Source organism: Microbacterium sp., from assembly GCF_047605725.1.
GTDB lineage: Bacteria > Actinomycetota > Actinomycetes > Actinomycetales > Microbacteriaceae > Microbacterium.
The window spans coordinates 19798-31581 of the sequence record NZ_JASGFE010000007.1; the positions used below are offsets into that span (position 1 = coordinate 19798).

8 protein-coding genes are annotated in these 11784 nt (G+C 71.7%); 3 read left to right on the forward strand and 5 right to left on the reverse strand.

Going from position 1 to position 11784, the window contains the following annotated elements; genetic code table 11:
- Positions 1-2 precede the first annotated feature (2 nt).
- The 4 genes from QM641_RS02705 to QM641_RS02720 form a co-directional block, all read right to left on the reverse strand.
- Positions 3-695 (reverse strand): GntR family transcriptional regulator, encoded by a 693-nt coding sequence (locus QM641_RS02705; protein WP_415113171.1) that lies wholly within the window; start codon positions 693-695, stop codon positions 3-5.
- On the reverse strand, positions 692-2179 hold the full coding sequence (locus QM641_RS02710; RefSeq protein WP_415113173.1) for a fumarylacetoacetate hydrolase family protein: 1488 nt from the start codon (positions 2177-2179) through the stop codon (positions 692-694). The genes QM641_RS02705 and QM641_RS02710 overlap by 4 nt, the downstream gene beginning before the upstream one ends.
- Positions 2180-2283: 104 nt before the next feature.
- Positions 2284-3693 carry an aldehyde dehydrogenase family protein gene (locus QM641_RS02715; protein ID WP_415113175.1) on the reverse strand — a complete coding sequence of 470 codons (1410 nt, stop codon included), beginning with the start codon at positions 3691-3693 and terminating at the stop codon, positions 2284-2286.
- Between the two features lie 87 nt (positions 3694-3780).
- Positions 3781-4728, reverse strand: coding sequence for a helix-turn-helix domain-containing protein (locus QM641_RS02720; RefSeq protein ID WP_415113177.1), 948 nt, complete (start codon positions 4726-4728; stop codon positions 3781-3783).
- Positions 4729-4901: 173 nt separating this feature from the next.
- On the opposite strand from QM641_RS02720, the gene QM641_RS02725 reads away from it, so the two are divergent.
- Both QM641_RS02725 and QM641_RS02730 read left to right on the forward strand, forming a co-directional pair.
- On the forward strand, positions 4902-6281 hold the full coding sequence (locus QM641_RS02725) for an MFS transporter (protein ID WP_415113179.1): 1380 nt from the start codon (positions 4902-4904) through the stop codon (positions 6279-6281).
- Positions 6282-6309: 28 nt separating this feature from the next.
- Positions 6310-8190: an FAD-dependent monooxygenase gene (locus tag QM641_RS02730; RefSeq protein ID WP_415113246.1), complete on the forward strand. Its 1881-nt coding sequence runs from the start codon at positions 6310-6312 to the stop codon at positions 8188-8190.
- Positions 8191-8205: 15 nt separating this feature from the next.
- On the opposite strand, the gene QM641_RS02735 is transcribed toward QM641_RS02730, so the two are convergent.
- Entirely contained in the window at positions 8206-9858 is a 1653-nt protein-coding gene (locus QM641_RS02735; RefSeq protein WP_415113181.1) for a thiamine pyrophosphate-binding protein, read from the reverse strand.
- 432 nt (positions 9859-10290) lie between these two features.
- Here QM641_RS02735 and QM641_RS02740 point away from each other — a divergent pair, with 432 nt between their 5' ends.
- Complete coding sequence (locus tag QM641_RS02740) at positions 10291-11778, forward strand: phytoene desaturase family protein (protein ID WP_415113183.1); 1488 nt, start codon at positions 10291-10293, stop codon at positions 11776-11778.
- Positions 11779-11784: the final 6 nt, after the last annotated feature.

The window sequence follows — 11784 nt, forward strand, 5'->3', positions numbered from 1 at the left end:
GATCAGAAGGCGGGCAGTCCGAGCGTCTCGTCGGGATGCTCGTGGATCAGGTAGGCGTCGAGAGTGGCCGATCGGTGTCGCCGGGCCGCCTTCTCGATCTCGCCGAGGGGAGCGCCGGTCTCGATGAGCCCGACGATGTTCTCGTGCTCGCGCACGGACTCCGCGGCCCGGCCGGGCACGAAGCTGAAGGTCGACTCGCGCAGGTTGCCGAGCCGGCTCCATTCCGATGCGACGAGCTCGAGCAGGCGGGGGTTGGCGCACTCCCCGTACAGGGTCGCGTGGAACTCCTGGTTCAGCGACGTGAAGGCCCGGGGGTCGAAGTGGTCGAGCGTCTCGATCATGAGGGCGTTGATCTCACGGGCGCGCCGGAGGTCGTCCGCCCGGAGGCGACGGGCCGCGAGCGCTGTCGCTGCGCCCTCCAGGATGGACAGCGACTGCATGCTGTAGCGGTACTGGGAGTCGTCGACCATCGACACGTGCGCGCCGACGTTGCGCTCGAAGGTCACCAGGCCCTCCGCCTCGAGCTGCCGGATCGCCTCCCGGACGGGCACGACGCTCATGTCGAGCTCGCCGGCGATGGTGCCGAGCACGAGCCGGTACCCCGGGGTGAAGTCGCCCGCGGCGATGCGCTCCTTGATCCAGCGGTACGCGTCCTGCGACTTGCTCGTGGCGTTCTCACCCGGCAGCTGGATCATCGCGTCGACCTGTCGCGGTCATAGCGGGCGCGCCACTGCGCGTTCATCGGGAACAGCCCGTCGACGGGATGCCCCTCGGCGACGCGGGCGGCGATCCAGGCGTCCTCCTCCTCCTGCGCGAGGGCCGCGTCGGCGACCTCCTCGGCGAGGGCGGGCGGGATGACGATCACGCCGTCGGCGTCGCCGACGACGACGTCGCCGGGCTGGACGGTCGTGCCGCCGCACGCGATCGTGACGTCGTGGTCCCACGGCACGTGCTTGCGTCCGAGCACGGCGGGGTGGGCGCCGGCGGTGTACACCGGGATGCCGACGGCGGCCACGGCATCCGCATCGCGCACGCCCCCGTCGGTGACGACGCCGGCGGCGCCGCGGGCATGCGCGCGGATCGCGAGGACGTCCCCGAGCGTGCCCGACCCCGCCTCGCCGCGCGCTTCGATGACGACGACCTCGCCCTCGCCGACCGCGTCGAACGCGCGCTTCTGCGCGTTGTAGCCGCCGCCGTGGCTCGCGAAGAGGTCTTCGCGATTCGGGACGAAGCGGAGGGTGCGGGCGGTGCCGACGAGCTTCAGCTCCGGATGCAGGGGACGCACGCCGTCGATCGTGACGTTGTCGAGTCCGCGCTTGCGCAGCTGCTGCGAGAGCCCGGCGACCGGTACCGCCTCCAGCTTGGCCCGCAACGAGGGAGTCAGCCCCGTCGTTGCCGGTGGACGCGCCGGCAGGCCGGCGGCCTCGGCCGATCCCCACGCCTCCTCGCGCTGTGTGTCGTCGACGGCGGGGAGCGATCCGAGCGCGGGGTCGAACCCCGCTCCCTCTCCCTGCACGACGGTGGTGACCAGTCGGCCCGATGAGGCGCCGCCCGCGTCGATCTCGACCTCCACGACATCTCCGGGCACGACGACCGACGAGCCGGCGGGCGTGCCGGCGAGGATGACGTCGCCCGGCTCGAGCGTGAAGTGCTGGGACAGGTCGGCGACGAACTGGGCGAGCGGGAAGATGAGTCCCGCCGTCGTGTCGTCCTGCACGAGCTCGCCGTTCACCCACGTGCGCAGCCGCACCGCGGCGGGGTCGACGGTGCGCGCGTCGATGAGCTGCGGGCCGATCGGGGTGAATCCGTCGCCACCCTTCGAGCGGACGTTGGAGCCCTTGTCGACGGCGCGCAGGTCGTAGAGGCCGAAGTCGTTCGCGGCGGTGATCCAGCCGACGTGGTCCCAGGCGGATGCCAGCGGGACGCGCCGTGCCGCGGTGCCGATGACGAGCGCGATCTCGCCCTCGAAGGCGAGCAGCTCGGTGCCGGGCGGGCGCTCGATCGTGCCACCCGAGGCGGCGACGGAGCTCGACGCCTTGAAGAAGTACGAGGGCTGCGCGGGGCGTCTGCCCCGCTGGGCGGCGCGGGACTCGTAGCTGATGTGCACCGCCACGATCTTGCCCGGCCGGCCGGGGAGCCCCGCGAATCGCCGGTCAGGGGTGTCCGCTGGAGTGGTCATGAGCCCCCTTGCCCTCGATTTGTATTTGAAATCGTATATGATCCGTCGGCGGTGATCAAGCGGATGCCGCGGGCACGGGCCGACCCGGCCGGCGGCCTGTCGGATCAGCCGTTGATGACCTGCGGCACCGACGCCGCCTTCAGTCCCTCGACGCCGAACTCCAGTCCGTAGCCGGATCGCTTCACCCCGCCGAACGGGATGAAGGGGTGCACGCCGCCGTGCGAGTTGATCCAGACCGTCCCCGCCTGAAGGCGCGAGGCGATCTCGACGGCGCGTTCGCGGTCGGCCGACCAGACGGATGCGCCGAGTCCGACATCGAGCGCGTTGGCCCACTCGATCACCTCTTCGAGGTCGCGGTACCGCACGATCGGCAGCGCCGGGCCGAACTGCTCCTCGACGACGAGAGGGTTGTCGGGGGCGATATCGGCCACGAGCGTCGTCGGGTAGAAGAAGCCCGGGGCGTCGCGGTCGGGCTCGCCGCCGATGACCACCCGGGCCCCGGACGCCTTGGCCGCCTCGACGAGCCGGTCGACGACCTGGAACTGCATCCGGTTCTGCAGCGGTCCCAGCACGTTCTCCTCGTCGAGACCGACGCCCATGGGCATGGCCGCGGCGACCCCGGCGAGCGCGTCGACCACGTCGTCGTAGACGTCCTCGTGCACATAGAGCCGCTTGAGCGCCGCACAGGTCTGGCCCGTGTTGATGAACGCGCCCCAGAACAGGTCCTGCGCGATGGCGGCGGGATCGACATCGGGCAGGACGATGCCGGCGTCGTTGCCGCCGAGCTCCAGCGTGAGCCGGGTGATGTTGCCCGCCGAGCTCTCGATGATGCGGCTCCCGGTCGCCGTCGAGCCGGTGAACATGATCTTGCCGAACGCGGGGTCGGCCACGATCGCCGCGCCGATGTCGCCCGCGCCGGCGACGACGTTCAGGACGCCCTCGGGGAGCACCTCGTTCATGACCGCGGCCAGTGCGAGACCGCTCAGCGTCGTGTACTCCGACGGCTTGGCGACGACGGTGTTGCCCATCCGCAGCGCGGGGGCGATCTGCCAGATGGCGATCATCATCGGCCAGTTCCACGGCGTGATCGCCGCAACGATCCCGACGGGCCGGTAGTGGAGCTCCGCGTACGTCTCGCCGTCGTCCACGACGACCTCAGAGGGTCGCGGCGTGGCCGCGGTCGCGCGCAGCCACGCCGCGCACGCGCCGACCTCGAAGCGCGCGTTCGGCCCGTTCAACGGCTTGCCCTGCTCCCGGGACAGCACGCGGGCGAGCGCCTCGGCGGAGCTCTCGATCGCGTCGGCGACGCGCTGGAGGATGCCGCAGCGCTCCTCGTCGGCGAGTGCCGCCCAGCCCGGCTGGGCGGCACGGGCGCGTGCGATCGCCTTGTCGAGGTGGGAGCGGTCGTGCACGGGCACCGACGCGATGAGCTCGCCCGTGGCCGGATCGTGGACCTCGCGGGTGGGCCCGTCTGCTGGAGCGATCGCGGCGAGCAGCGTCTCGTAGGTGTCCATGGGTCCTCCTGGGTCGGTTTCAGTGTCGGGGGCGTCGGTCGCTTCGGTTTGTCCCATCCTGCACGCGGGCGTGCCGATCGCGCACGATCAGGTGCGGATGCGGGACTCGCTCGGAGAGCACCCGAACTCCGAGCGGTATGCGCGACTGAAGTACGCCGCGTCGGTGAAGCACCACTCGGACGCGATGCTCATGACGGAGCGGGCGTCGAAGGCCGGATCGCGCAGGCGGACCCGGCACTCCTCCAGGCGGCGTCTGCGCACCCAGGTGGCGACCGTCGCCCCGTTCTCGCGGAAGATCGCGTGGAGCAGACGCGGCGAGATGAAGTGCGCGGCGGCGATGCTGCGCGGATCCAGCCCGGGCGAGGCCAGGTGCGCGTCGATGTATCGGAGGGCGTCGGCGAACAGCTGCTGACGAGGGCTCACCGCGACGCGCCCCTGTGCGAGCTCCTGCGACAGGAGCGTCACGATCAGCTCGACCGTGCCGCGTGCCAGGCGTCCGCCGGCGGGACCCTGCACGGCATCCAGGTTCGCGGCGAGGGTCTTCAGGTGCGGGACGATGACCTCGCCCACGCCGCCGGAGTGCTCCAGGGGCGTCGCCGTGAGGGCGCCCACCGCGTCCAGGGGCAGGTCGACCAGATGCGACGGGAACATCAGCACGAGTGAGCGGAACCGGCCGTCGAACGCGAGCGAGTACGGCTGGGCGGTGTCGTAGATCGCGAGCGAGCCGGGGCGCAGCAGCGTCTCGCGGCCGTCCTGCACGAGCAGCCCGTGGCCGTCCAGCTGCAGACTGACCTTGTAGCACCGTCGCGGTGCGGTCGCGATGAGCAGGGGAGTGCGTTCGACCACGTGCTCGGTCGCCTCGACGAGCGACACGTGGACCTCGTCCGCGCTGACATGCCGGACCGACCCGCGGAACGACTCCGGCTGCTCCGAGCGCACCTGAAGCGGGACGAACGCGTCGTTCACCGTCGCGCAGAACTGTGAGAACCCGCGCACGCCGGGGGTGTCCGCCCGAGTGGTGGACCCGTGTGCCATGAGCAACCGCCTCTGGTTCTTCCCTGGCCGTGAGCGTACGGCTATCCGGAGGGATAGTCGAGTTCTCGTCGCTCTCTTGCGTCGTATCTGAAATCGTATATGATCAGTCCTGCGCCGACGGGTGAACGCTCGCCCGGTGCGACAAGGACGTCGAGTCTGCAGAGGAGCAGAGCATGAGCGCAGCAACTCCCGAAGGGTTCACGCCGACGGGGACCATCTCGACGACGCAGGATCGCCGTCGAGTCGTGTTCGCCACCGTCATCGGCACGACCGTCGAGTGGTACGACTTCTTCATCTACGCGCAGGCGGCGGGCCTCGTGTTCGCGACCCTGTTCTTCGCGCCGGCGGGAGAGGGCATCGCGCAGTTGCTCTCGTTCCTCACCGTCGGCATCAGCTTCCTCTTCCGCCCCCTCGGCGCGTTCCTGGCGGGCCACCTCGGAGACCGGTACGGACGGCGCCTTGTGCTCATGCTCACGCTCGTGCTGATGGGGGCCTCCACCACTCTCGTCGGGCTGCTCCCCACCCACGCCGCGATCGGCATAGCGGCTCCGATCCTGCTGATCACGCTGCGTATCGTGCAGGGGATCTCCGCCGGCGGTGAGTGGGGCGGCGCGGTCCTGATGGCCGTCGAGCACGCGCCCAAGGACAAGCGCGGGCTGTTCGGCGCCTCGCCGCAGATCGGGGTGCCGCTCGGGCTGCTCCTGGCCTCCGGGATCATGGCGCTGGTCGCGATCCCGGGTCCGGAGTGGTTCCTCGAATGGGGATGGCGCATCCCGTTCCTGCTCTCCGTCGTGCTGATCGTGATCGGCGCATACATCCGCCGCCGGGTCGAGGAGAGCCCCGTGTTCACCGAGCTCGCCGAGCGCAAGGAGCAGACGCGGATGCCGATCGTGCAGCTGTTCCGCAAGCACGCGGTGCTCGTGATCATCGCCGCGCTCGTGTTCGCCGGCAACAACGCGGTCGGGTACATGACCACCGGAGGCTACATCCAGCGCTACGCGACCGACCCCGAGGGCCCGATCGGACTCGCCCCCGCGGACGTGCTGGGAGCAGTCACCCTGTCGGGGGCCTCCTGGCTCGTCTTCACCTGGATCGGCGGCTGGATCTCCGACCTCATCGGCCGGCGCACGACGTACGTGATCGGCTGGGTGCTGCAGCTGGTCGGCGCGCTGCTCCTGTTCCCCCTGGTCGACACCGGCGCGATCGGCATGCTCACGCTCGCCCTGATCGTGCTCACCGTGGGGCTCGGTCTCACCTACGGGCCGCAGGCGGCGCTGTACACGGAGCTGTTCCCGGCATCCATCCGCTTCTCGGGGGTGTCGATCTCGTACGCGATCGGCGCGATCCTGGGCGGGGCGTTCGCCCCGACCATCGCGCAGGCGATCGTGCAGAGCACGGGCTCGACCACCGGCGTCACCGTGTACCTCGCGGCGATGACGGGCCTGGGCCTGCTCGGCACGCTGCTGCTGCGCGATCGCCGTGGCATCCCGCTCGGTCCCGACCACGAGGCCGAGCAGGCGCAGAGCCCCGTCTACGGGCTCTCGAAGGCGTAGGCTCCCGCAGGGAAGAGGTTCGATGACGATGCAGTTCCACCACCACGGCTACGTCTCCGGCGACCCGCGGGTACAGGATGCCGCCGCGATCGGGCTCGACCGGCCCGACGACCTCCCCGACGAGCTGGACGTGCTCGTGGTCGGGTCAGGGCCGGCCGGCATGCTGCTGGCCGCGCAGCTGTCGCAGTACCCCGAGGTCGCCACGCGCATCATCGAGCGCCGCGAGGGCCGCCTCGTGCTGGGCCAGGCAGACGGCATCCAGCCGCGCAGCGTGGAGACCTTCCAGGCCTTCGGCTTCGCCGACCGGATCGTCGCCGAGGCCTACAACATCGGCTGGATGAACTTCTGGAACCCCGACCCGGAGGATCCGCGCAACATCATCCGGACGACCCGCACCGAGGACTACGCGCTGAAGATCAGCGAGTTCCCGCACCTCATCGTCAACCAGGCGCGCGTGCTCGACTACTTCGCCGAGGCGGCAGCGCACGGCCCCGGCCGGATCGTCCCCGACTACGGCGTCGAGTTCGTGGGGCTCACCGTGCACGACGAGGGCGACCATCCCGTCGAGGTGCGGATCCGCTACGTCGCGGGAGACCGGGCCGGCCAGGAGCGCACGGTGCGGGCGCGCTACGTCGCCGGCGGAGACGGCGCCCGTTCGCGCGTGCGCGACGCGATCGGCCGCAAGCACCTCGGCGGCATCTCGGCGCACGCGTGGGGCGTCATGGACGTGCTGGTGAACACCGACTTCCCGGACTGGCGCATCAAATGCGCCATCGCCTCGACGGCGGGCAACATCCTGCACATCCCGCGCGAGGGCGGGTACCTGTGCCGCATGTACATCGACCTCGGCGAGGTGCCCGAGGACGACCACCACCGCGTTCGGCAGACGCCGATCGAACAGATCATCCGCCACGCCAACGAGATCCTGCATCCGTACTCCCTCGACGTGAAGCAGGTCGCCTGGCACAGCGTCTACGAGGTCGGTCACCGCGTCACCGACAAGTTCGACGACGTCGACGTCGGCGAGGGCCACGACCCGCGGGTGTTCCTCATGGGCGACGCGTGCCACACGCACAGCGCGAAGGCCGGCCAGGGTATGAATGTGTCGATGCAGGACGGCTTCAACCTCGGCTGGAAGCTGGGCTCCGTGCTCACCGGGCGCAGCCCCGCAGCCCTGCTGTCGACCTATTCCGCGGAGCGGCAGCCGGTCGCGCAGCAGCTCATCGACTTCGACCGCGAGTGGTCGAGCCTCATGGCGCGAAAGCCCGACCAGATCAGCGACCCCACCGAGCTGGCGACCTACTACCTCGGCACGGCCGAGTTCCCGTCCGGGTTCATGACGCAGTACGGGCCGTCGATCGTGGTGGGAGACGCCGCGCATCAAGAGCTGGCATCCGGCTTCCCTCTGGGGAAGCGTTTCCACTCCGCGCCGGTCACGCTCGTGGCCGACGGCAACGTCGTGCAGCTCGGGCACCACGCTCGTGCCGACGGGCGGTGGCGGATCTACGCCTTCGGCGACCGCGACGGCTCGGCGCTCGACGCCTGGGCGTCGTGGATGGGCTCGCACGAGTCGCCGATCGCCCGCTACACGCCTGCCGGGGCCGACGTCGACGCCGTGTTCGACGTCAAGGCAATCTACCAGCAGGGCTACGACGAGATCGATCCGACGACGGTGCCGGCCGTGTTCCGGCCGGAGACCGGACCGCTGGGCCTGCGCGACTGGGAGAAGGTGTTCGCCGCCGCGCCCACGGTGTGGAACGACGTCGACATCTTCGACGAGCGCGGGCTGTCGCGCGACGGGGTCGTGGTCGTGGTGCGCCCCGACCAGTACGTCGCCGCCGTGCTGCCGCTTTCGGCGACCGACGAGCTGGCCGCGTTCTTCGCCGGCGTCCTGCTGCCGGCGCGGTAGGCGCATCCGCGACGGTCAGGAGTTCACGCGGATGATCTCCTGCTGGTAGGGCGCGATCACCGTCGTCGAGATGCGGCAGTCCAGGAGCAGGAACGGGCGGGATGCCGGATCCTGTGCCGCCCACGTCTCCAGCCGGTCGAGGTCGGCGAGCGCGCGCACGACGACGCCCTCGGCGCCCACGGCATCCGCCAGGCCGGCGAAGTCGACGGTCGGGATCAGCATCGGCGCCTCGGCGACGCCCTTGAGCCCGTACAGGTTGACCTCCGCGCCGTAGGCGCCGTCGTTCCACACGACCGCGAGCCCGCGCCCGCCTGCGACGCGCACGGCCGACTCCAGGTCGGGGAGGGCCATGAGCCCGCCCCCGTCGCCGGTCGTGAGCACGACGGTCGACTCCGGCTTGGCCGCGGCCGCACCGGGGACCGACGGAAAGCCGAGGCCGATCGACTGGTACGCCGTGCCGACCATCATCATGCGGTCGGGCGAGGCGACCGGCCAGTACATGTTGGCCCAGCCGATGAAGTGCCCGCCGTCCGAGACGACGACCCGGTCCTCCGGCAGCAGCTCGCCGATGCGCCGCGCGACCGCCCTCGGATCGAGGCGCCCGTCGTCGGCGAGCTCCTCGCCGAGCTCATAGGCGCGCAGCGCGGCCACGTCGACCCGCTCCCGCCAGGCGCTGGGCGTTGCCCCCAGCGCCTCGAGCTCGGTCACGAGCGCCTCGGCGACGAGGCGCGCGTCGCCGCGGATGAACCCGCCGACGTGCGGATGCGTCGCAGTCGGGGTCACGTCGACCTGCACGACGCGCGTCTCGGGCGAGAAGAGGTCGCCGAAGCGCATCGTGAACTGGTTGAGCCCCGCTCCGAAAACGACCGCGACGTCGGCCTCGCGCACGAGCGCCATCGCCCCGTCGGCGCCGAACCCGCCGGTCACCCCGAGGTCGAACTCGCCGCGCGGGAAGATCCCGCGACCGAGCGCGGTGGATGCCGTCACCGCACCGGTCGCGTCGGCGAGGGCGCCGAGGGCCGCACCGGCGCCCGACTCCCACGCGCCGCGGCCGGCGAGCAGGAACGGCCGCTCGGCGCCCGCCAGCGCCCGCGCGAGCTGCCGCACCGTCGCGGCGGCGAACGGGCCCGTCGGGGCGAGCGGGGCGGGATGGCGCAGCTCGGGGGCCGCCGGGATGGGTCCCGCCTCCAGCGTCGCGACGTCGTACGGGATCGCCAGCACGGCCGGCACCCGGTAGCGCAGGGCATGCTCGATCGCGATGATGGTGGTGGCCGCGGCATCCGCCCGCCCGACCGTGTACGTGCGCGCGCCGACGGCCGAGGCGAGCGCGATCTGGTCGACGTCCCAGGGGCGCGGACCCGAGGTGGGCTCGTCTCCGACCACGAGCACGAGCGGCGAGTGGGCCTGCACGGCCTCGGCGAGAGCGGTGAGCGTGTTCGTGAATCCCGCGCCATAGGTCGCGGTGGCCGCGGCGAGATCGCCGGAGGCGCGATGGTAGGCGTCGGCGGCGACCACGGCGCCCGCCTCATGCCGGACCGGGGTGAGGTGCACGTCGGCGTGACGCTCCAGGGCGTCGAGGAACCAGACGTTGCCGTTGCCCATCACCCCGAAGACGTGGTCGATGTGGGCGGCGAGGGTGGCGGCGACGTGGGCGGAGACGGTCGGCATGTCAGGCCTTTCGAGACAGGGGACCGAGACCGATTGCGACATCGTCGGGGCGCGTTGAGGCGATGCCAAGGTTCGACGCCTTAGGGTTGTGGTGGAGTGTCGTGTCCCGACATTGTCGGTTCGGCTGTCCCCAGCGGCCGGAGCCGAGGATCTGTCCCCAGCAGATCAAGGTGTCACGGGCTCTCCCGGTTCCCTCGCGCCCGAGCTTCCTACGGCGATACGGCGCGAGGGGACCGTCTCACCAAGGGTCGTTCGATGTCGCAGACATCGATCCGTATGCCCCAGATCCCCAGTTTTCTTTTTAACCCCAGCGGGTGCGGCAAGCGCTCCCACGCGCCAGATCCGAACCGTGTGACACGCTACCACACAACTGTCCACCTTTTGGGGGACAAATCGCGACACGCGCAGGACACGGGATCGGAGGGGCGCCGGATGCCACGGAGCACCTCCGCCAGCGACAGCGCTATCGTCGTCGGCGCGGGGCCCAATGGGCTCGCGGCCGCGGTCACGCTCGCCCGTGCCGGACTGCGCGTCCGCGTCTTCGAGCGCGCCGCTGTCCCCGGCGGCGGCGCGACCAGCGCCGAGCTGACCCTGCCCGGCTTCGTGCACGACGTGTGCTCGGCCGTGCATCCGCTCGCCTTCGAGTCGGCCTTCTTCCGGGCGTTCGGACTGCGCGAGCGCGTGCGCTTCGCGACGCCCGACATCTCCTTCGCGCACCCGCTCGACGGCGGACGCGCCGCGCTCGCGTATCGCGACCTGGACCGCACGCGCGCGGCGCTGGGCGCCGACGGACGCGCGTACGCCGCGCTGGTCGGCCCGCTCTCTCGCCGCAGCGGGCAGGTCGCCGAGCTCACCGGGTCGACGCTGCTGCGGATGCCGCGGCATCCGCTCACCGCCGCCCGGCTCGCTCTGGCCGCCGCCGAGCAGGGCTCACCGCTGCGCGGCATCCGCTTCCGGGGGGAGGAGCCGCAGGCCCTCCTGGCCGGCGCGGCCGCGCACGCCATCCTTCCGCTGGACGGGCCGGCGGCCGCCGGCGCGGGGCTCGTGCTGGCGGCGTACGCGCACGGCCAGGGCTGGCCGATCCCGATCGGCGGCAGCGGGGCGATCACCGCAGCGCTGGTCGCCGACCTCGAGGCCCACGGCGGCGAGGTCGTGACCGGCCACGAGGTGCGCGCGCTCGACGAGCTGCCGCCCGCCGGGGCGGTGCTGCTGGATGTCACCCCGCGGGCGGCGGTGGCGCTGGCAGGCGAGCGGATGCCGCGGCGCTATCGCCGCGCGCTGGAGCGCTTCCGCTACGGCAACGGGGTCGCGAAGGTCGATTTCGCGCTTTCCGCACCGGTGCCGTGGGCCCGGGCAGAGCTGTGCGAGGCCGGCACGGTCCACCTCGGCGGCACGCGTGCGGAGATCGCCGCGGGGGAGCGGGACGTGGCGCGGGGGCGCCTTCCCGACTCGCCGTACGTGCTCGTGTCGCAGCCATCGCTGTTCGACCCGACGCGCGCGCCGGGCGGCGCCCACACGCTGTGGGCCTACACGCACGTGCCGGCCGGGTGCCCGCTCGACCGCACCGAGGCCGTGATCGCGCAGCTGGAGCGGTTCGCGCCCGGATTTCGCGACACGATCCTCGGCGTATCGTCGCGCACCGCGGTGGAGGTGGCGCGCCACAATCCCAACTATGCCGGCGGCGACATCGCAGCGGGTACGCCGGATCTGCGGCAGCTGGTGCGCCGGCCCGTGCTCGGCCCGGCACCGTGGCGCACCCCTGTGCCGGGCATCTACCTCTGCTCCGCGTCGACCAGCCCGGGCCCGGGTGTCCATGGCCTCAGCGGCTGGCATGCGGCACGATACGCGCTGCGGGAACGCTTCGGCATCCCCGCCGCACCGGACCTCTCACCCGGCGCGCAGGCGGGACCGGAGCGCTGAGTGCGG

What these genes read in the sequence shown, in the direction of transcription:
- QM641_RS02705 (WP_415113171.1), bottom strand. Translation starts at nt 695, where the DNA reads ATGATCCAGCTGCCGGGTGAGAACGCCACGAGCAAGTCGCAGGACGCG.
- QM641_RS02710 (WP_415113173.1), bottom strand. Translation starts at nt 2,179, where the DNA reads ATGACCACTCCAGCGGACACCCCTGACCGGCGATTCGCGGGGCTCCCC.
- QM641_RS02715 (WP_415113175.1), bottom strand. Translation starts at nt 3,693, where the DNA reads ATGGACACCTACGAGACGCTGCTCGCCGCGATCGCTCCAGCAGACGGG.
- QM641_RS02720 (WP_415113177.1), bottom strand. Translation starts at nt 4,728, where the DNA reads ATGGCACACGGGTCCACCACTCGGGCGGACACCCCCGGCGTGCGCGGG.
- QM641_RS02725 (WP_415113179.1), top strand. Translation starts at nt 4,902, where the DNA reads ATGAGCGCAGCAACTCCCGAAGGGTTCACGCCGACGGGGACCATCTCG.
- QM641_RS02730 (WP_415113246.1), top strand. Translation starts at nt 6,310, where the DNA reads ATGCAGTTCCACCACCACGGCTACGTCTCCGGCGACCCGCGGGTACAG.
- QM641_RS02735 (WP_415113181.1), bottom strand. Translation starts at nt 9,858, where the DNA reads ATGCCGACCGTCTCCGCCCACGTCGCCGCCACCCTCGCCGCCCACATC.
- QM641_RS02740 (WP_415113183.1), top strand. Translation starts at nt 10,291, where the DNA reads ATGCCACGGAGCACCTCCGCCAGCGACAGCGCTATCGTCGTCGGCGCG.